General features: G+C 37.0%; 16 protein-coding genes and 1 pseudogene. 11 read left to right on the top strand and 6 right to left on the bottom strand.

Going from position 1 to position 20,267, the window contains the following annotated elements:
• Positions 1 to 17 precede the first annotated feature (17 nt).
• Positions 18 to 1,511 (bottom strand): annotated as a pseudogene (locus ACLHDF_RS17125) (phytoene desaturase family protein).
• Between the two features lie 137 nt (positions 1,512 to 1,648).
• On the opposite strand from ACLHDF_RS17125, the gene ACLHDF_RS17120 reads away from it, so the two are divergent.
• Positions 1,649 to 2,467: a glycosyltransferase gene (locus tag ACLHDF_RS17120; RefSeq protein WP_413919911.1), complete on the top strand. Its 819-nt coding sequence runs from the start codon at positions 1,649 to 1,651 to the stop codon at positions 2,465 to 2,467.
• A 171-nt stretch (positions 2,468 to 2,638) separates the two neighbouring features.
• Positions 2,639 to 3,136: a glycosyl-4,4'-diaponeurosporenoate acyltransferase gene (locus ACLHDF_RS17115; RefSeq protein ID WP_413919910.1), complete on the top strand. Its 498-nt coding sequence runs from the start codon at positions 2,639 to 2,641 to the stop codon at positions 3,134 to 3,136.
• A gap of 2 nt (positions 3,137 to 3,138) precedes the next feature.
• Here ACLHDF_RS17115 and ACLHDF_RS17110 read toward each other — a convergent pair whose 3' ends face one another.
• Positions 3,139 to 3,591 carry a hypothetical protein gene (locus tag ACLHDF_RS17110; protein ID WP_413919909.1) on the bottom strand — a complete coding sequence of 151 codons (453 nt, stop codon included), beginning with the start codon at positions 3,589 to 3,591 and terminating at the stop codon, positions 3,139 to 3,141.
• A 668-nt stretch (positions 3,592 to 4,259) separates the two neighbouring features.
• On the opposite strand from ACLHDF_RS17110, the gene ACLHDF_RS17105 reads away from it, so the two are divergent.
• The 3 genes from ACLHDF_RS17105 (at position 4,260) to ACLHDF_RS17095 (ending at position 8,177) form a co-directional block, all read left to right on the top strand.
• Complete coding sequence (locus ACLHDF_RS17105; protein ID WP_413919908.1) at positions 4,260 to 6,194, top strand: LTA synthase family protein; 1,935 nt, start codon at positions 4,260 to 4,262, stop codon at positions 6,192 to 6,194.
• 168 nt (positions 6,195 to 6,362) lie between these two features.
• On the top strand, positions 6,363 to 7,007 hold the full coding sequence (locus ACLHDF_RS17100; RefSeq protein ID WP_413919907.1) for a 5-bromo-4-chloroindolyl phosphate hydrolysis family protein: 645 nt from the start codon (positions 6,363 to 6,365) through the stop codon (positions 7,005 to 7,007).
• Between the two features lie 24 nt (positions 7,008 to 7,031).
• A complete protein-coding gene (locus ACLHDF_RS17095) occupies positions 7,032 to 8,177 on the top strand; it encodes a toxic anion resistance protein (protein WP_413919906.1) in 1,146 nt (381 codons plus the stop codon).
• Positions 8,178 to 8,222: 45 nt separating this feature from the next.
• On the opposite strand, the gene ACLHDF_RS17090 is transcribed toward ACLHDF_RS17095, so the two are convergent.
• Both ACLHDF_RS17090 and ACLHDF_RS17085 read right to left on the bottom strand, forming a co-directional pair.
• Positions 8,223 to 8,822, bottom strand: coding sequence for a hypothetical protein (locus tag ACLHDF_RS17090; RefSeq protein WP_413919905.1), 600 nt, complete (start codon positions 8,820 to 8,822; stop codon positions 8,223 to 8,225).
• Positions 8,819 to 9,328, bottom strand: a complete 510-nt coding sequence (locus ACLHDF_RS17085; protein WP_413919904.1) for a hypothetical protein — start codon at positions 9,326 to 9,328, stop codon at positions 8,819 to 8,821. The genes ACLHDF_RS17090 and ACLHDF_RS17085 overlap by 4 nt, the downstream gene beginning before the upstream one ends.
• Positions 9,329 to 9,467: 139 nt before the next feature.
• On the opposite strand from ACLHDF_RS17085, the gene ACLHDF_RS17080 reads away from it, so the two are divergent.
• Together ACLHDF_RS17080 and ACLHDF_RS17075 are read left to right on the top strand one after the other, a co-directional pair.
• A complete protein-coding gene (locus ACLHDF_RS17080; protein ID WP_013056734.1) occupies positions 9,468 to 9,611 on the top strand; it encodes a hypothetical protein in 144 nt (47 codons plus the stop codon).
• Complete coding sequence (locus ACLHDF_RS17075) at positions 9,612 to 10,379, top strand: polysaccharide deacetylase family protein (RefSeq protein WP_413919903.1); 768 nt, start codon at positions 9,612 to 9,614, stop codon at positions 10,377 to 10,379. It abuts the gene before it with no gap.
• Positions 10,380 to 10,417: 38 nt separating this feature from the next.
• Here ACLHDF_RS17075 and ACLHDF_RS17070 read toward each other — a convergent pair whose 3' ends face one another.
• Both ACLHDF_RS17070 and ACLHDF_RS17065 read right to left on the bottom strand, forming a co-directional pair.
• The gene (locus ACLHDF_RS17070) at positions 10,418 to 11,896 is read right to left on the bottom strand and encodes a potassium/proton antiporter (protein ID WP_413919902.1); all 1,479 of its coding nucleotides are present in this window, start codon (positions 11,894 to 11,896) and stop codon (positions 10,418 to 10,420) included.
• A gap of 164 nt (positions 11,897 to 12,060) precedes the next feature.
• The gene (locus ACLHDF_RS17065; RefSeq protein ID WP_413919901.1) at positions 12,061 to 13,443 is read right to left on the bottom strand and encodes a M28 family peptidase; all 1,383 of its coding nucleotides are present in this window, start codon (positions 13,441 to 13,443) and stop codon (positions 12,061 to 12,063) included.
• 323 nt (positions 13,444 to 13,766) lie between these two features.
• Between ACLHDF_RS17065 and ACLHDF_RS17060 the strand changes: the two genes are divergently transcribed.
• The 4 genes from ACLHDF_RS17060 (at position 13,767) to pulA (ending at position 20,208) form a co-directional block, all read left to right on the top strand.
• Positions 13,767 to 15,050, top strand: coding sequence for an ATP-binding protein (locus tag ACLHDF_RS17060; RefSeq protein ID WP_413919900.1), 1,284 nt, complete (start codon positions 13,767 to 13,769; stop codon positions 15,048 to 15,050).
• A gap of 104 nt (positions 15,051 to 15,154) precedes the next feature.
• Positions 15,155 to 15,523, top strand: coding sequence for a hypothetical protein (locus ACLHDF_RS17055; RefSeq protein ID WP_413919899.1), 369 nt, complete (start codon positions 15,155 to 15,157; stop codon positions 15,521 to 15,523).
• Between the two features lie 229 nt (positions 15,524 to 15,752).
• Positions 15,753 to 17,147: an L-cystine transporter gene (locus ACLHDF_RS17050; RefSeq protein WP_413919898.1), complete on the top strand. Its 1,395-nt coding sequence runs from the start codon at positions 15,753 to 15,755 to the stop codon at positions 17,145 to 17,147.
• Between the two features lie 175 nt (positions 17,148 to 17,322).
• Complete coding sequence (gene pulA / locus ACLHDF_RS17045; RefSeq protein WP_413920042.1) at positions 17,323 to 20,208, top strand: type I pullulanase; 2,886 nt, start codon at positions 17,323 to 17,325, stop codon at positions 20,206 to 20,208.
• Positions 20,209 to 20,267 lie beyond the last annotated feature (59 nt).

Genomic DNA, 20,267 nt, shown 5'->3' with positions numbered 1-20,267 from the left:
ATTCCTGCACTTTTTTATTATCCAATATCTTTTTGAATACGAAGAATCTGAAAGTCTTCATTAATTGCATCAGCTGTAAGCTGACCTGATAAGGTAACCATTGGCACGCCGCCTCCAGGGTGCGTAGAGCCTCCTGCAAAATAAAGGTTAGAGAGAAGCTGACTTCTTGCGGGGATTTTAAAACCTCCATTTTTCTTGCGGTTAGTTGCTACACCATAAATGGACCCTCCGTTAGCACCGTAAAGCTCTTGTATATCATTAGGGGTAAACGTATATTCAAATTCAATGCTTGAACGTAATCCTTCTAATCCTATTGCCTCAAGTTCTTTTAATACGATATCACGGTAACAGTCTTTTAATGCAGCCCAGTCGTCTCCTGCTTTTAAAGGAGGTACATGAGTAAGAACAAACAGGTTCTCTTTTCCTTCAGGGACTTGTGTAGGGTCTGACTTAGATGATACGCCAATGTAAATTGTCCGATCCATTGCTATCTTACCTTTATTAAAAATAGTATTAAACTCTTCTTTTTGATTCTTTGAAAAGAAGAAATTATGATGTTGAAGCTGTTTATACTGTTTGTTAACTCCTAATAAAAGAACAAGGCCAGAAACAGTAGGTTCGAATTTTGCAAGTTGCTGAGTTTGCTCAACTGCTTGCTCATGATTTTTTAATAAATACCGGTAAGTTGGAATTGCTTCTAAATTAGATACCACAATATCCGCTGATAGACTTTCGCCGTTTTCTAGTGTAATTCCAGTGGCTTTTGCTCCACGCGTCGTGATTTCTTTTACTGGTGTATTTAGGAGTACAGTCACGTCAAGCTCTTGGAGAAGTTTATTCATAGCTTCAGCAATCTTGTACATCCCGTCTTTCACGTAATAAATACCTAATCCTAGCTGAACGTGAGCAAGCTGTGTTAATACGGCCGGTGCATGATAAGGAGAAGAACCGATGTACATAATTAAAAAATTAAATAATTGACGCAAATGTTCATTTGGAAAATATTTACTTTTGGTAGCGTCCATAGATCTCAATGGATCCATTTGAAGCAGTTCTTTTACCGTGTGCATTGTTCGTTAATCATGCAGTCCAGATAAACTTTTTTTATAAAAACTTTTTAAGTTTGATTCGTACATTTTATTTGCATAAGATAAATAGTCAAAAAAACCTTCAATGTCTTCTGGAGCAAGCTCTTGAAGCTGCTGAAGCATCCGGGGAAGGTCACTGGTCAAATCAATTTGTGTTCCATCTTGGAAAAACGTTCTCCACTGAGGCTCAATTCGTTCTATTGTTAAGTAGTCGTGTATATTGCGGCCTGCACTTTCAAACAGCTGCTCTAGCATCCACGGCATTGTTAAAATAGAAGGTCCCGTATCAAAAGAAAATCCTTTGCCGCTGCGAATATTTAACTTTCCGCCAATTCGCTCGCTTTTTTCAACCACTGTTACATCATATCCATCAGCTGACAGACCACCTAAACCTGCGCCTACAACAATTACTTTCTTTTTCAATTCTTTTCCTCTTTATAAAACAAAAGCGAGTTGTCAACAATGTGTATGAACTGACTTCACGCAAAATAAAAATAGGTCTAGAACTTTTTATTTTGTCCAGTTCGCTAAATTTCATACGTGAAGGAAAGGAGAAAGGGATGTCTTTTTTACTGGTTGGGCTTGTTTTGACAGCTACGCTTGTCATAACGATCCCGACATTTAAACGTGTAAAAGTAGTAAAGAATAATATGTCATGTTTGTCTATTATTATTCCAGCTAGAAATGAAGAGAGAAACCTTACCTTTTTGTTAGAGTCACTTCAACTACAGAATGCTACCTTTGAAGTGATTGTTGTAGATGACAACTCGACAGACGATACTGAGATGGTAGCCAAAGCATTTGGCGTAAAAGTAGTGCATCCTGGTGCACTTCCAGCTGGATGGTTAGGAAAGTCATGGGCATGCTGGAATGGAGCAAGAGAAGCAAAAGGCTCGGTGCTTTTGTTTTTAGATGCTGATATTACGATAGAGAAAGACGGAATTGAAAAAGTATTTTTCTATTATCAACAGCATGGGGGGGTGTTGTCAGTTCATCCGTATCATATTGTTAAGAAGCCTTATGAAATGTTTTCTGCTTTATTTCACTATATTACGTTTGCATCTATTGGTGCTTTTCATCTCTTTAAGAATTGGAAAAGTCCTTCTGTCGGTTTCGGACAGTGCTTGCTTTGCAGCGCAGCTTCCTACTTTCAAAGCGGAGGACATGAAGGGGTAAAAAAAGAAGTGGTCGAAAATATGGCGCTGGTTGAGAAAATGAACAGACAAGTTGAGTTTATTACGTGTATGAGTGGACAAGGGTCTCTTTCCATGTGCATGTATCCAAAAGGAATAAAGACTCTTATAAGAGGATGGAGCAAAAGTTTTGCTTCGGGTGCAGGGAAGACGGAAGCCATTTATTTATTTCTAGTAAGTTTATGACTTACTAGCATGATTAATTATGTCCTTTTTTTGCCTACTTTATGGGATCAACATGCTCTCTTGGCAATTGCAAGTTATGCATGCCTTGTGCTTATTTCCTATTCACGTGCTGTTCTTTCTGTGCCTATTCGTATGGTCTTTCATCCAAACAGCGGTGAGAAAGAAAGTTAAATGGAAAGAACGCAGCGTATTTATAGAAGAAAAAAAGAGGAAAGTAATAAAATGACAGGTGCTCAGCTCTTAATTAATATCATTGCATGGTTTGTGATTCACATGTTAATCGCCTACAGATGCACAAAAATTTCTACTTTTTATTTAAAAAAGAACCGAAAGCTATTTAAGGTTCGAAGCTGGGAAACAGTTGAGATATTTAAGAAACTAGGGGTACACCGATGGAAAACGTGGCTTCCTGATGCAGGAAAATTGTTTAAACGAGGGTTTTACAAAAAGAAATGGGAGAGCAGAACGAAGGAATATGCCCAGCTTTTTTTAATTGAAACAAATCGAGCGGAATTAACTCACTGGATCAGCATACTTCCTTCAATTCTTTTTTTTATATGGAACTCTCCGTCTATAGGTGTTTGTATGGTTATTTATGCGATTGTTGCTATTTTGGTTCAACGATATAATCGAATACGAATTCATCAAGTTGTTTTGAAGCTGAAGTGAAATTAATTAACGTGCCTTTGGCTCCGAGTAGGGGCCTCGGTATTTATTTTTTTCTCTTTGGTTGAAGATAATAATTTCTTGGCTAAAAGAAAAAAAGAAGCAAAAGCGATATAAATACTAAAAAATACTAAAAATCCCCATAGGCCTGCTATGGCATCATCAAATTCCATATTGCCCCGAGTGGTAATTCCTTGCTGAATTTCAATCGCAAAAACTAAGACAAGCATAACGGTGAGGGTATAGATAAAAGAAATAGCTGTAATACTAAATTTCCATTTTGACAATAATTTAAAAATTATATAAACGCTTAAAAACGTAAGCAGTCCAATAATACCAATGATCCAAAAGTGAAGTTCTTTATCTGAAAGAGAAAATCCTATTAAATAAAAAATGTAAATCAATCCGTCGTGTAATACATTAATAATATTTGTAATAAAAACAATACATTCTTTCATTTTTTCTCCTTTATAAAAATGTAAGACGTTTGAACTTACGGATATACAAGCATGCATAGCCCGTATTAATTACAATTTTATATAAAAAATGCACCTTCTAGATTCAAGTGTTAGAAAGGATCTGAAATTTCAAACAATATTTATAATTTATATTATAAACAAAAAGGTAAAAAAATAAAAATTTTCGATGCAAACTGACACATTTTTTCATATCTGAAGAAAGAAATGACTCAAAATATGTGGTTTACTGTAGAAAGAAAAGAAAAAAGAAGTAGTGATATAACAAATATTCACAAATGCTTTAATGCATTCTCTTGCAAGGTAGAAGGAAAACTAAAGCAAACGTTAAATATATATGTATAGTGGACAAAATAAAAAATAAATATAAAATAGGGAACCTAAAGAGAAGATGTTCGTATTAAACAGTGAGAAGAAAAAAGCGCAGGATTCGTTTTTGTTTGAAAGGAGATAATGTTGGGAATAAGAAAGTAGTTATTTTCTCACGCTTGGTGAAAATTATACGTGATGGTGTTGACAATTTTTTTAAAAGAGTTAAAATGTGAAAGAACAGATTAGCTCTCTTACATTTTTTGTAAGGGAGATTTCTTTTTACAGTTACTATAAAAATAAAAGTGAGCTTAAATTTCAATAGAGACAGAGGTGGGAATATGAAACAGCTCATGACAAACGGTAAAAATATTTTTTCAAAACAGCTGCCGTTATTTCTAATTGCAGTTTTGTTGTTTTGGATTAAAACGTATACCGTTTATCGTATCGAATTTAACTTAGGGCTAGATAATTTTATGCAAAAGTTTTTACTTTTCATTAACCCAATTGGTTCGGCAATTTTCTTTTTTGCCATTGCGTTACTATTTAAAGGGCGCGGAAAAGTACGAGCATTGCTTGGGATGAATTTTTTACTTTCATTCATCTTGTACGCAAATGTAGTATACTATCGCTTCTTTAACGATTTTATTACTGTTCCTGTATTGACTCAGTCAAACAACTTTGGTCAATTAGGCGGCAGTGCCATGGCTTTAATTAGCCCAACTGATATTTTATACTTTACAGATTTCTTTATTCTTTTAGTTTTAGTACTATGGAAAAAAGTTGACTTACCAGCAACAATTAGTCGACGTACTGTGACGGGTGTATTTCTATCAGGGATTTTATTCTTAAGTGCCAACATCGCACTAGCGGAAATGGATCGTCCTCAATTATTAACGAGAACATTTGACCGCAACTATTTAGTGAAATATTTAGGAACGTACAACTATACGATTTATGACATCATTCAGAGCTCGAAATCTTCAGCACAGCGCGCGCTAGCAGATAGCAGTGATGTAGCTGAGGTAGAGAACTATGCAAAAGCAACATATGCTGAGCCGAACAAAGAATATTTTGGGCAGGCAAAGGGCAAAAACGTTATCTATATTTCATTAGAGTCACTTCAGTCATTTATGATTGGTTATAAGTTAAATGGTGAGGAAGTAACGCCATTCTTGAATTCTCTATTAAAAGATCAGAACACAATGTATTTCGATAACTTCTTCCATCAAACAGGGCAGGGTAAAACGTCAGATGCTGAATTCATGATGGAGAACTCATTATTCGGCTTACCTCAAGGTTCTGTATTTACAACAAAAGCAAATAACACCTATCAGTCGCTATCTGGTATTCTAGATCAGCAGGGCTATACAACGTCTGTGTTCCACGGAAATGGAAAATCGTTCTGGAACCGTGATGAAATGTATAAATCAATGGGTGTAGAAAAATTCTTTGATTCAGCTTATTACAACATGTCAGAAGAAGATACGCTGAACTATGGTTTAAAAGATAAACCATTCTTCAAAGAATCAATGCCGTACCTAAAAGGCTTAAAGCAGCCATTTAGTGCGAAGTTCATTACGTTATCAAATCACTTCCCTTATCCGCTAGATAAGGAAGACCAAACGATTGGGCCTCACAATACGGGAGATAAGTCAGTTGACCAATACTTCCAAACGGCTCGTTATTTGGATGAATCAATCAAGCAATTCTTTGAGGACTTACAAGCCTCTGGTTTAGCAGACAATACGATGGTTGTGATGTACGGTGACCACTACGGTATTTCTGAAAATCATAAGCGCGCGATGGGTAAAGTAATGGGCAAAAACATCAATGATTTTGAACAAGCTCAACTGCAGCGCGTCCCATTATTCATTACTTCACCAGGTCTGAAAGGCGGCGTAAATCATACGTACGGTGGAGATGTAGATGTTCGCCCAACAGTGATGCATTTATTAGGTCTTGATACAAAAGACTATATTGACTTTGGTACAGACTTATTATCAAAAGAACATCAGCAAGTTGTACCTTTCCGTAACGGCGACTTTGTTACACCAAAGGTCACAAAAGTTGATCAAAAAGTGTATGACAATGCAACCGGCCAGCAGCTTTCAGATAAGGAAGCGAAACAGTATGATAAGTATGATGAACTAGTTAAGAAAAAGCTAGAACTATCAGATAAACTTGTTTATGGAGACTTACTCCGCTTTCATACACCAGAAGGGTTCAAACCAATTGAACGTTCGAAGTATGATTACAACAAGCGCGAAGATTAATAAAAAACAGGCAGCTATAAAAGCTGCCTGTTTTTTTGTTTTGTGAAACTTTTAAAGGTTTTATCCGTATATAAATTATAACAGTAATCGTTTTAAGAGACGGAACGACAATGGTATAATATGTATACGTTTAAAAGTTCGGTCACATTTAAGATAGGAGTGAAAGCGATGAAAGTCGTTCGAATCATAAAAAAGATTCTTGCCATTTGGGCAACAGGAGCAGTAGCCGTTCCGGTCAGCTATTTTGGATTTAACACCACGATTATTCAATCCTTTGGCATTAGCATAGGAGTCATGATCGTGATGAGCGTGTTTTTTATTGTGAGCAGTGCTCGACGTCATTATCAAAATCCGTATAGAGAAGAAATCGCATACGTTCGTCATCAAGTGAAAGAGGCAAGAAAGCAATTAAGAACTATTGGAAGCTACCGTTTTAAAATTCGATCTGTTCATATGTGGACAGAACTTTCTAAACTATACAAGGTAGGCAAAAGCATCATTGAAATGGTAGAAAAAGAGCCGGCACGATATAAGGACGTTCAGCCGTTTTTTACGAACTACTTACAATCAACGGTTACCGTCATTGAAAGGTATACGTTTTTATTATCAAAACCAACGAAAAGCATAGAAGTAAAAGAAAGTCTTCATGAAGCGGAAGATATGCTGCGCGGGTTATCAGGGAAGTATGAGCATTTATTAACAAATGCACTTTCACAAGATAAGTTGACATTAGATGTAGAGCTTAAAGTACTAAAACAAGCATTTGAAGAGGAGCAGCCGTATATACCGACAGCTACTAATCGCACAAAGTAATGTAAATGCAAAGGATGGGATTTTATGATGAAAGAATACGATCAAAACCAATCGTTAGATGCGCTTCTTGATGATCCTTTTGCATCGCCTACTCCACAGTTACAATCGGACTCTCGCGCTGCAAAAAGAAACACATATGACAATTTGGCACCGGAATATCAGGAAAAAGCACAGAAAATCGCAAATCAAATTGATTATAAAAATCAGCAGGCTATTCTACAGTACGGGGTAGCAGCTCAGTCAGAACTATCACAGTTTTCTCAATCCGTACTACAGCATGTTCAAACGAAAGATACGGGACCAGTAGGAGACGTTATAGGAGATTTGATGAATAAGATTCGCCAAGTGAATCCCGACGATTTTTCTTCAAAGAAAAAAGGAGTCATCGGTCGATTGTTTTCGGGAGTCTCTAGGCCTATTCAAAATTTATTAACAAAATATCAAAGTATTAATGTTGAAATTGATAAAATTGCAGATAAATTAGAGCGCTCAAAACAAATGCTGTATCGAGACATTACGATGCTAGACAGCTTATATGATAAAAATAGACAGTTTTACGAGGCGCTTAACGTCTATATTGCAGCGGCAGAATACAAGCTGGTGGCGTTGCAAAATGAAACAATGCCTCAGCTTCAGCAAATAGCAGCCCAAAAAAATGACTATTTGATGGCTCAGGAGGTCAATGATTTAAATCAATTTATCAATAGGCTAGAAAAACGAGTGCATGATTTAAAACTGAGCCGTCAAATTGCAATTCAAAGTGCACCGCAGATTCGGTTAATTCAAGAAGTCAATCAGACTCTTGTGGAAAAAATCCAAAGCTCCATTTTAACAGCTATTCCACTTTGGAAAAATCAAGTGGTAATCGCAACGACTTTATTACGCCAAAAGAAAGCAATGGAAGCACAAAAGCAAGTATCTAAGACAACAAATGACTTGCTTACTAAAAATTCAGAGCTGCTCAAGCAGAATACGATTGAAGTAGCTCGTGAAAACGAGGCGGGGATTGTCGATATTGAAACGTTGAAAAAAACGCAGTCCGATTTGATTACCACGTTAGAAGAAGTACTAAAGATTCAAGAAGAAGGACGTACGAAGCGTACCGAAGCAGAATCAGAGCTGTATCAAATGGAAAAAGACTTAAAAACCAAATTATTAGATTTAAAATAGAGAAAAAGTCGGTTTACACTTTGTAAACCGACTTTTTTAAATTATCTACGCATGTTGAAGCGTTCTCGCCATTTCTAAAAACGGAGTTAAATCCCTTTCGGATTTAGGAGCAAAGATAGTTAACCGGAAAGCAGGCTGATGATTTTGCTTTCGAACGAGAAAAGCATAGGCATTACTTTTATCATCCGAGGCTTTGTACGCAGCTTCTATCTCCAAATGATGGTGAATGAGGTGAGTATCAAGGGAGGCCACTTTCGGAAAATCAGCTCTTAAAATTTCTTTTGTTTCTTTATTGAGCTCCTTTACACTTTTATTTGTTGGAAACACTTCAATCCTCATCCACAAAGTATCATTTTTTCTATTGTAAATGACATCTTTTCGAGGCTCTTCTTCTTCAAACTCGTATCCTTCCAGTACGTAAAGTGTATAGTTTTGATTCGTGCTCTTTTTGAGATAACCCACATCTGTTCTACTGCTTCCTTTGTAAGGGTAGGTAAATTTTTGCTGTGGCAAGCGTTCTCTTAGAGTTTCTTCTTGTGTGTTGATAGGATTTTCACGAAAAGCAGTTGAGCAGCCACTCACCAAACATATAAAGCAAATAAGAAATATCTTTTTTTCATAGGTAGCTTCCTTATCTACTTTCATTCATGCGTTTTTACTGAGTTAACAATTGAAATTAACTTTTTTTCATCATTAGAGTTTTTAGCGGTAACCATCGTAATTTTTAAAGCAGGGTGCCCCTTTGTTTCTCTTAGTACATATAGCTTTGCCGTTTCTTTTTTACTCTCAGTTGTAGAAGCAAACAAAACGGGTTGAATAAATAGAGGCTTAGAAGAAGTCTTTAAGGATTTTCCAAACTGGTTATCAAACAATTTTTTTGAGCGATTTAGATATGATTTGCTTGTACTTTCTTTCCCAGATAGAACTTCAATTCGCATCCACGTATAGGGAGTCTTGTTTGAAAAAAGAATATCTTTTCCGTCTTCTTCTTTTTGAAGCGTATATTCATCAGGCAATGAAATAGAATATCCTTGTTCGCTTACGGTAAACGGCTGATGTTTCTCGTTATTTTCACTGATTGCTTTAACAGAAGGCATTATAACCATGGTTCCGCTTATCATTAATAGAAAGGTTAAATAAAACTTTTGCATGTATATATCTCCTATTCAAAACGCTAAACAGCGTGTAATTACTATATAAAAATGTTTTCGCCATGTTGGAACCTGTAGGTTTATTTTTGGCTTTTTGGTAAAGCTAAAAACACAATCAATTAGTAATGGAGAGAAGACTATGAAAAATCGCAAATCAACTTCTGCAGCTAATCGCCGTCAGCAGCGCGTGTGTTTGGGGGATGAACGATTATTTGCAGTAGGTATTAAAGCCTTTATTGACAATACGCATGAATCACACCTAGACAAAAAAGGAGGTCATTGAGTGAAATGGTGCTTGTCAATTATCATTATTATTTCCATTAATTTCTATGGTATTCAGGCAGATGCTGCAAAGAAGAGCCGATTTTATTATGAAAAAAAAGGAGATATCGTGTGGGAAGTTCCCATGAAAGATGAGAAGTTAATTGCGCTTACGTTTGATGATGGGCCAGATCCTGAATATACGCCGACTATTTTAAATTTATTGCAAAAGTACGGTGCTAAAGCAACTTTTTTTGTGGTGGGCGATCGGATAACGCTGTTTCCCAAACTTGCTCAAAGAGAAGTTCGTGAAGGGCATGAACTTGCAAATCATACATATAGTCATTTGAAAGTGAGGGGGCAGGAAGTAGAGAGAATTGAACAGGAAATTGAAAAAGCCGATGAACGTATACAAGCTATTACAGGAATAAAACCTTACCTATTTCGTCCGCCTACTGGCTATTATGATGACAGGGTAGTAAAAGCTGCTAAGAATCAGCAATATACCATTATTTTATGGTCTTGGCATCAAGACACATTTGATTGGAGAAATCCAGGTGTAGGAAAAATTGTAAGTCAAGTACTTAACCATGCCAGGTCAGGAGATATTGTGTTGTTTCACGATACTGGAGGAGATCGAACTCAAACCATTGAAGCATTAAAACAAATTTTACCGAAGTTAAAGGAAGAAGGGTATAAATTTGTAACCGTCTCAGAACTTTTAAAACATCATCCCAATTATAAATCTCTTTACTTAATGCAGCAGCAAAAACAGCACTCCGTTCAATAAGTGGGTGCTGTTTTCTTATGAAAAGCTTTCGTCATTTTTTAGCTAGTTTTTCCTTCTCTTTCGTTAATATCAGCCGTATTTCTTTGGAAAAAAGCTTTTACTTTATCTCGTTTTTTCTTCGAAATAAGAATATATAATGTATCGCCTGCAAAAATTTGTGTATTCCCTCTAGGTGTAAGTAACTTATCCTCTCGAATAACAGCGGTCACTAAAATATCTTCAGGGAGATGAAGTTCTTCAAGCGATTTTCCTGATATATCTGCATGTTCCACCAGCTTCAACTCAATCATTTCATTTTTAGTTTTACCCATCGAAACAAGCTCGAGACTGTGAGGAACCGTTTCTTTTTCACCTTGAGAAAGATTTAAAAATTTAGCTAAAGGAGCGATTGTGGATCCTTGAAGAAGAGCGGAAGTTAAGACGACAAAGAAAACGACGTTAAAAATGAGCGTGCTCTTCTCCAAACCTGCCATCATAGGATAAGTAGCCAATACGATTGGAACAGCTCCTTTTAAACCAGCCCAAGAAATAAAAAGCTTTTCTTTAGATGAGTATTTAGCGAACATCATAGAAAGAAATACGCCGAATGGGCGAGCGATAAACATAAGTAAAAGAGATAACAGTATACCCTGCCAAATAATATCTAGCAGTTGATTAGGAAAGACGAGAAGTCCGAGTAGAATAAACATTAAAATTTGCATCATCCATGCAAAACCTTCGTTAAAGCGGACAATTGTATGACGATAAGTTAGATCTGCATTTCCTACCACTACAGCCATTACATATACAGCAAGTAGACCGCTTGCTTCTACAAATGTAGAAATTCCATAGGTTAGAGCAGCCAATGACAATGTAAGCACAGGGTAAAGTCCTGAAGAGTCCAAATTAATTCGATTAATAATCCAAACGGATGCTTTCCCAAGTACTAAACCAAGTAGCAGTCCGATTCCCATTTGCCAAAAGAAATTAAGGATTAATGAAAGGATAGGAGAGTCTGGATGTTGAATTAATTCGATAATAGAAACGGTTAAGAAGATAGCCATCGGATCATTGGAACCAGATTCTGCTTCTAGTGTGGAGTTTAGTTTTTGTCGGATATTTTGTGTTCCTAGTACAGAGAACACAGCCGCAGCATCTGTGGAGCCAACGATTGCCCCAAATAAAAAGCCTTCAAGCCAAGTAACGCCTAAAATATATTTGGCAAGTAGACCAGTTAACACTGTGGTGATGAGGACCCCGACAGTAGCTAATGAAACGGAAGGACGAACCACGCGTTTGACATCTTTCCATTTGGTCTGCACGCCGCCATCAAAAAGAATAACGATAAGCGCTAATATTCCGAATCCTTGTGTTAAAAGAGCATTGTCAAAATAGATGTAGTGACTAACAACCATTCCTATAATAATAAAGAGTACAAGCGAAGGGACCCCAAGGCGAGTAGAGAATTTTGCAGTAAGTACGCCTATGACAAGGAGAATAGATAATAAAAGAATTGAATGGTCTACCGTAAAATCCAAAAAATACACCTCTTTTGTTCAAAATTTTTATGTAAGCAATAAGGGAGGTTCCTCTATAATAATTGTAGCATAGTGGGTTTAAAACCTTGAGAAATCTGCTTAACAAAAAAAAGAGATGCAGGAACATCTCTTTTTGGTCATGTATAAATAACAGGGATAGATTATTATTTGATATCTTGCTCGTGATAAAGATGAGGAGCTTTAAATGTTGCGCTTTTTTTACCTAAAGAACCTTGATGGTCAGGACGGGCACGATCGTAAATAGCTGTTCCCACAATCTCAGCTACGTCCTGAAGTTTTTCTTTGCTTATTTTATCAAGGGTATCTTCAGGCGTATGATACCAAGGTTCAGACGGGCTGTGAATAAATAGAGCAGACGGTATTCCTACCTCTGCAAACGGAACGTGATCACTGCGGCCGCCAGCTTGGAATGGCGTAGGTTCTCCATTTAATCTTGTGCTTGAAGCTTGAGCTAATTCGGTAACAAGGTTCGGTGTTCCATCAGCTGTATTCATCACCAAATCTCCCGCATCTCGACTTCCTACCATGTCTAAATTAAACATTCCAACAATACGATTCTTCTCATCTTCAGATAGCTCGCTAACATAATGCTCGGATCCTAGTAAGCCTACTTCTTCAGCTCCGAATGTAACAAATCGCAGTTCTGTATCAGTAGGAAGAGTTTTAAATACGCGCGCTAATTCAAGCACCATTGCTGTTCCAGAAGCATCGTCATTTGCTCCAGGCGCTCCCGCCACAGAATCGTGATGAGCACCTACTACAATAATATCATTTGTTCCTTTTTTTTCAAAAGTAGAAGGCTTAGTGGCTGTTACGTTATAAGATGTTCGCTCACTTACAACAGCTCCTTCAATTTTTACTGTACCCGAAGGCTTTTCGCCTTTTTGAATAGAAGTAAGAATTTTTTCACCTTCTTCTTTGGTAACAGCAAGAGACGGGATGTAGTTATCATTAGCGCCGCCAAGCGTTCCGTTTAGCTCACCGTCTGTATTATTAAAAATAATAACGGCTGTAGCACCTTTTTCAGCAGCGTTTAATACTTTTTCGCCAAAAGTAATAGAGCCTCGCTGAACTAATACAATTTTATTTTTCACATCTTTGTTTGCTAAATTATCTTTTGTACCAAGCCCTCCATCTACAATTTCAGCTGTAACATTTCCGTTGGTGCTATAAGTAAAAGTTGTTGGAGAGTAACTTGTACCGTTTACGCTTAGTGAAAAACTAGCTGCTGGTGTGTAACCGGTGAATGTAAAAGGCCCTACTGCGCTTTGATAGCCTAGTCTAGACAAACGATTTTGAACAAACGTAGCAGCTTCGCGTTCAGATTCAGTTCCTGCCACACGAGGTTTTTTTGAGAGATACGCAATGTCTTGATAAATTTTCTCAGCACTGACTTTTTTCAATACTTTTTGTTCAGAGCTTTGATTGTGAGCGGCATTTACAGAAGCAGAAGTAGCAGCTTGTACACTTGTAAAAGATAGAGTCAAACTTGTTGCTACGGCCAAAGAAATTACAGTTTTTTTCATTAAAATCCCCCTAAATTTATCGATGTAGTTGGTACTATTCGAATTTACAATATTAAGAAAATACAAAAAAGAGTAGTATTGCCTAAATGTTCCATATTATTCCGTATCTAATTTCCTATTTTAGTAGAGAAAATAATTCAATTAAAACAAAAATATGGAAAAAATAAAGGAGATAAAGGAAACTATGTCAAAAGTAATAAAAAAAGGTATTAGATAAGAATAAAAAAATGAGGTAAACTAGTTTAAAAGTGAGAAGAATTTTCAGAACTTAATTGAGAAAATATAGAGAGTATGAATGTGAAAAAAAAGGCTGGTGGGAAATGTTGAAAAAAAATAGGGAGGATGTACGAAAAGCAGCGGCAATAGCGGGTCTTCTGCTTTTAGGGGTGTACGTCGTCTTTCAAACAATGGAATTTTTCAAAGGAGCATACGCTCTTAGCAATTTAATAAAAGATATTTTACTAGTAGGCGTAACAGCCAGCACGGTTTATTTACTTCATAAGCGTTCGGTTCATACACAGGTATCTGATGAACAGTATCAGCTTGCGACATTAATAAATTCAATGCCGGATTTTATTTGTTTTAAAGATGGAGATGGCAAATGGGTGGCGGTGAACGATTTTGGAAGAGAACTTTATCATTTAAAGGGCATTGATTACAAAGGTAAAACAGATGCAGAGCTTGGAGAGCTTGTGCCTTTCTTTCAATCCGCCTTCTTGCACTGTATTTCGTCGGATGAAGAAGCTTGGATAAAAAAGGAAAAGGTGCGCACGGAAGAAGCATTTGAAATACCAAACGGCGACGTCAAAACATTTGATGTTATTAAAGTACCTGTGTTTTTTGAAGACGGCTCAAGAAAAGCTCTTATCACGATTGGACGAGATATTACTCAGCAAAAGCTTGCGGAAGAACTTCTGATAAAAAAGGAAAAGCTTTCTGTAGTAGGTGAATTAGCTGCTGGGATTGCCCATGAAATTAGAAATCCCCTTACAAGTATCAAAGGATTTGTTCAGCTCATGAAAGAAACAGACCGATCCGCGATAGGGTATGCTAATATCATGCTTGATGAGCTGGAGCGAATTAATGGCATTGTCAGTGAAATGCTCCTTTTGTCAAAGCCTGAAAGTGAACATTTTCGAGTGTTTTCTCTTACAGAAGCGGTTAAGTATGTAATGAGCTTAACTTCCCATGAAGCTTTATTGAAAAACATTGACTTCCTGTACGATGAACAAACACATAGCGCTAGTGTATACGGAAATAAAAATCATCTTATTCAAGTATTACTTAATGTTTTTAAAAACGCAATCGAATCCATGGATAAACCTGGGAATATTTATATTGTAATTAAATCAGCGCATGATGATCATATTTGTATAGAAGTGAGAGATGAAGGAGTAGGAATTTCTAAAGACCGCCTAGAACATATAGGAGAACCGTTTTTTACTTTAAAAGAAAAAGGAATGGGTCTTGGATTAACGATCAGCTCTAAAATCATTCATGATCATCACGGTACCCTGAAGATTGAGAGTGAACAGAAAAAAGGAACGATTGTTAAAATTGAACTGCCTCTTTATCTTAAAGATAAGGCTGTTTTCGCAAGCAAATGAAATGTTGTAAACGAAAAGTAATGAAAACGTCATCCATTTTTTATTGCTAAACGCGGCCGTACATGATGTAATAAAAGAAATGAACATGTCAGGAAGGTAGCAAAATGAGACGTGCAGATCAAAAAATTATATTACCGTATACACCGGAAAATTTAAGAATGCTATTGCTTCAAGTATGTGACGGAGAAAATCCGTTTTCCCATCAAGACCTTGCTTATTGGTGTGATAAATACACTCTCCATTATTATGAGTACGAAGCGGATGAAACGCAGTGGATGAATGATATGCAGCAGGCAGACAATAGACAAGATCTAGCTAAATCCTTTGCCATTGCTAAAGATATTGGCTGGCAGTGGTACTTTTATATGGCTAGAGGAACGACTTTATCTGATATTCAATATGTCGAGCTTCACGAATTAGAATTACCTAGACATTTGTTTGTAAAATGGCTAAATGAATTATATGAAATGTAATTGTATATATAAATATAGTACATCCGATGTGACAAAAGAAAGATCACTGGAGTACATACAAGAGTAAAATAGAAGGCTAAGGGAAACCCTTAGCTTTTTTTGTTTTGTCAAGATTATTCAAAAAAAACTGTCTTTGGAAAAAGATACAAAACCTAGTTGACTTATTGGTATTGTTATATTATAAGTAATAGAGACATAATTTATGGAAAAAATTATAGGGGGAACATCTATGAATAACTTATTAGTCATTCTAAACATCCTTATTATGCTGGCGTTGCTTGCTGGGCTGTTTATGATGCAGAAAAAACACGTGTCATTTTCAAAGCGTGTATTTACGGCGCTTGGACTAGGGATTATCTTTGGTTTTGCTCTTCAGTGGGTATATGGTCCGGCTCATGAAGTAACAATAACGACGGCCGATTGGTTTAGCATTGTAGGAAGCGGATATGTTAAGTTTCTTCAAATGATTGTCATGCCGCTTGTATTTGTATCGATTGTAGCAGCATTCACTCGCTTAAAATTAACGAGTAATATTGGAAAGATTAGTAGTTTAATTATCGGGATTTTGCTTGTGACAACAGCGATAGCAGCTGCTATTGGTATTTTTACAACGACGAGTTTTAATTTAGAATCTGTTCAAATCACAAAAGGAGAAGCTGAACTTCAGCGCGGAGAGGACTTAGAAAACAATTTATCTAGTTTAGAAGCAAAAACAATCCCGCAGCAAGTAGTAGAGATATTACCAGCTAACCCGTTTCTTGATTTAACAGGCGCACGTTCAACTTCCACGATTGGCGTTGTCCTCTTTGCAGCATTTGTTGGAATTGCTTATTTAGGTGTGAAGCGTAAAAAGCCGGAGGAAGCAGCGTTATTTTCAAAAATTATTGATACGCTTTATGTAATTGTGATGCGTGTAGTGACACTAATTCTTCGTTTAACTCCTTATGGGGTACTTGCAATTATGACAAAAACAGTGGCAACGAGTGATATTGATGCGATTGTTAAACTTGGAAAATTTGTTGTAGCATCATATGTGGCATTGGCAGCTATGTTTATTGTTCACTTACTCCTTCTAACAATCATAGGTGTAAATCCAATCACTTACGTTAAGAAAGTATTTCCTGTATTAGCGTTTGCCTTTACTTCTCGTACAAGTGCTGGAGCATTACCTTTGAACGTTAACACACAAACGAGACAGTTAGGAGTTCCAGAAGGAATTGCAAATTTTGCAGGCACATTTGGCCTTACGATTGGTCAAAATGGATGCGCTGGAATATATCCAGCTATGTTAGCCGTTATGATTGCACCAACAGTAGGGATTGATCCCTTAACACCTTCATTTATTTTCACGTTAATTGCCATTGTAGCAATTAGTTCATTTGGCGTAGCAGGTGTTGGCGGAGGAGCTACATTTGCGGCTTTACTTGTATTATCTTCTATGAATTTGCCCGTAGCGCTAGCGGGATTATTAATTTCAGTAGAGCCATTGATTGATATGGGGCGTACGGCGCTTAATGTAAGTGGAAGTATGACAGCTGGAGTGGTAACTAGTAAACTAACAAAAGAGCTAGATACAAACGTGTACAACGACCAAACCATCTCACCTGAAACAGCAGAAGTGTAAAAAGAGATGCGGTATCCATAGTTAACATTGTTGACTATGGATTTTTTTCTTTATTCACATAAAATAGGAAAAAATACTTATGATAACGCTCTCAAAAAAGGTTATAGTGAAAAATGTGTACGTACTCTATTTTACGGGAGGGTTTTAATTGAAACGTAGTTGGACTAAATATGCAATGGTAATGACGGCTTTACTCTTACTAGTAAGCTCTTTTTTTAGCCCGTTTATGCAATCGTTTGCATCTGCAGCAGACACAGCAAAAATCACCATTCACTATCAGCCTGCTTCAAACGATACAAAGGAATGGGGATTATGGGTTTTTCCTGAAGGCGGAGAAGGGAAACCTTACGCATTTACAGGGGAAGACCAATTTGGAAAAGTAGCGGAAATTGAATTACCTAGTACCTATGACAAAGTAGGTTTTATTGTTCGAACAGAGTCGTGGGAAAAAGATGGAGGAGACCGCTTCATTTCAGTAGAAAACGGTGAAGGGGAGGTATGGGTGAAAAGCGGAGATGAACATACATATACGTCTCCTCCTGACGGTGAATACCGAGATTTACCGAAGTTTGATAAAGTAAACGTGACCTTAAATTATCATCGATATGACGGAGAGTACAGCGGGTGGAATATTTGGACGTGGCCAGGTAATCAAAAAGAAGGCAAGCAAATTGAATTTACAGAAGACACGAATTTTGGGAAGAGAGCAACTTACACACTTAACAGTGAAGGTGGTAATTTATTTGACAAAATTGGTTTTATTGTACGCCATTCTACTAGTGACAATGATTGGGAAAAGAAAGACGGTGAAGATCGTTTTATTACCAAGATTGGTAAAGCTGGGAATGTAGAAATATGGATTGTTCAAGGACAAAATCGAATTTATTATGATAGAACGGGAGTTGATATCACTCGGAAAATCACGAAAGCGACTATGGATACATTTAATCAAATTACCTTAGAAACCAATGTCCCGTTTGACTCTTCTAAGAGCTTAGGAGACATTGAAATCGACGGAGCTCAAATTGAGAAAGTGATACCTTATAAAGATGGGGGAGACTCTGTTACTACTAAAGTTAAAATCATAACAAAACAGCCTTTGGATGTTACAAAAACGTATAGAGTTAAGCAAAAAGGATACGGATCAGCTGATGTAGTCAATGGAAATGTCGTTCGCACAAAAGAATTTGACGAAAAGTATGCGTACAGCGGAAATGATTTAGGAAACACATATTCTAAGAAACAAACGAATTTTCGCGTATGGGCTCCAACCGCAAGCGAAGCAAAGCTAGTGACCTATTCGTCATGGAACTCGAAAGCAGTAAAAGAAATTTCTATGACTAAAAGTGAAAAAGGAACGTGGAAAGCGGAGTTAAAAGGAAATCAAGATGAACTAATTTATACGTACAAAGTGAAAATTGGAAACAGTTGGAACGAAGCGGTTGATCCATATGTACGAGCAACAACGGTGAATGGAGATCGTGGAGTTGTCGTAGATTTGGCTAAGACCAAACCGAGAAATTGGAGTACAAATAAGCCAAAATTTAAAAAACCAGAAGATGCGATTATCTATGAACTACACGTACGAGATTTATCGTCTCAAAAAGAGAGCGGTATCAAAAATAAAGGGAAATATTTAGGCGTAGCGGAGTGGAATACGAAAGGACCAAATGGAGTAAAAACGGGACTCAGTCATATTAAAGACTTAGGGGTAACGCATGTTCAGTTCCTACCTATTTATGATTATCGTACGGTAGACGAAACCAAATTAAACGAGCCGCAGTTTAACTGGGGATACGATCCAAAAAATTATAACGTGCCAGAAGGTTCCTATTCAACAAACCCGTATAATCCTAAGACTAGAATTATTGAACTTAAACAAATGATTCAAACGCTTCACGACAAGCAGCTTCGTATGGTAATGGACGTTGTCTATAATCATGTGTATGCAGTGAGTGAGCATAGCTTTGATAAATTAGTTCCAGGCTACTACTTCCGTTATAAAGAAGATGGAACGCTATCCAACGGAACCGGTGTTGGAAACGACACGGCTTCTGAACGGGAAATGGTTCGAAAGTTTATTGTAGATTCTGTTACTTATTGGGCAAAAGAGTATCATATTGATGGGTTTCGATTTGATTTAATGGGAATTCACGATACAAAGACAATGAATGAAGTGAGAAAACAGTTAGATGAAATTGATCCCTCTATTATCATACTAGGAGAGGGGTGGGATCTAGGAACGGAGCTTGATGCTGAGCTAAAAGCTAACCAGAAAAACGCTCAGGATATGAAGCGCGTAGCTCACTTTAATGACGGAATTCGAGATGGCCTTAAAGGAAGCGTGTTTTTTGATCGTGACAGTGGATTTGTTAATGGGAAGCAAGGACAAGAAAAGCTCATACAGCAAAGCATAGCAGCTGGAATAGATTATGATCGCTCAATTGCCACGTATGAAGATCCAGATCAAGTTGTCACGTATGTAGAAGCACACGATAACCATACGTTATGGGATAAACTTCAGTTAACGAACCCTGCTGATACGGAGCAAACGAGAAAGCAAATGCATAAGCTTGCTTCTTCAATTGTTTTAACAGCTCAAGGAATTAACTTTATACATGCAGGTCAAGAGTTTATGAGAACAAAAGGCGGAGACCATAATAGCTACCAGTCATCTGATTCTATCAATCAGTTAGATTGGAAGCGCCGAGCAGCTTTCAGCCAAGAAGTAGATTATATGAAGGGACTTATTGCGCTTCGAAAGCAATATTCTTCATTTAGAATGACGAGTGCAGAAGCTATTCATCAAAATTTACGCTTTGTTGATGCACCGGCAAACGTAGTAGGTTATACATTAAATGCTAAAGCCAATAAAGATAAAGCAAACGAAATAGTGGTGATTCACAATGCAAATAAGCAAGCAAAAACGGTTCAGTTGCCTTCTAACAAAACGTGGAGATTACTTGTTGACGGTGAGCAGGCAGGAACAAAAACGCTTCGTACGGTGAAAGGAAATACGCTAAATGTTGCGCCTCTTTCAACATTTGTACTAGTAAGATAAGTTTTAGATAACTAGAATACATGTAGTAAAATTCAGAATATTTTATGCGAAGTTGTTGA

It is taken from the genome of Priestia megaterium (assembly GCF_046599315.1).
In the GTDB taxonomy this organism is placed as follows: domain Bacteria; phylum Bacillota; class Bacilli; order Bacillales; family Bacillaceae_H; genus Priestia; species Priestia megaterium_F.
This window is presented reverse-complemented; position numbering and strand designations above follow the sequence as displayed.

Bases quoted from the DNA above. Each gene is read 5' to 3' on its own strand.
- ACLHDF_RS17100 (WP_413919907.1), top strand. From the start codon at position 6,363: ATGAAAGTCGTTCGAATCATAAAAAAGATTCTTGCCATTTGGGCAACA.
- ACLHDF_RS17095 (WP_413919906.1), top strand. From the start codon at position 7,032: ATGATGAAAGAATACGATCAAAACCAATCGTTAGATGCGCTTCTTGAT.
- ACLHDF_RS17055 (WP_413919899.1), top strand. From the start codon at position 15,155: ATGAGACGTGCAGATCAAAAAATTATATTACCGTATACACCGGAAAAT.
- ACLHDF_RS17050 (WP_413919898.1), top strand. From the start codon at position 15,753: ATGAATAACTTATTAGTCATTCTAAACATCCTTATTATGCTGGCGTTG.
- ACLHDF_RS17065 (WP_413919901.1), bottom strand. From the start codon at position 13,443: ATGAAAAAAACTGTAATTTCTTTGGCCGTAGCAACAAGTTTGACTCTA.
- ACLHDF_RS17115 (WP_413919910.1), top strand. From the start codon at position 2,639: ATGGAAAGAACGCAGCGTATTTATAGAAGAAAAAAAGAGGAAAGTAAT.
- ACLHDF_RS17105 (WP_413919908.1), top strand. From the start codon at position 4,260: ATGAAACAGCTCATGACAAACGGTAAAAATATTTTTTCAAAACAGCTG.
- ACLHDF_RS17120 (WP_413919911.1), top strand. From the start codon at position 1,649: ATGTCTTTTTTACTGGTTGGGCTTGTTTTGACAGCTACGCTTGTCATA.
- ACLHDF_RS17080 (WP_013056734.1), top strand. From the start codon at position 9,468: ATGAAAAATCGCAAATCAACTTCTGCAGCTAATCGCCGTCAGCAGCGC.
- ACLHDF_RS17110 (WP_413919909.1), bottom strand. From the start codon at position 3,591: ATGAAAGAATGTATTGTTTTTATTACAAATATTATTAATGTATTACAC.
- ACLHDF_RS17085 (WP_413919904.1), bottom strand. From the start codon at position 9,328: ATGCAAAAGTTTTATTTAACCTTTCTATTAATGATAAGCGGAACCATG.
- ACLHDF_RS17090 (WP_413919905.1), bottom strand. From the start codon at position 8,822: ATGAAAGTAGATAAGGAAGCTACCTATGAAAAAAAGATATTTCTTATT.
- pulA (WP_413920042.1), top strand. From the start codon at position 17,323: ATGGTAATGACGGCTTTACTCTTACTAGTAAGCTCTTTTTTTAGCCCG.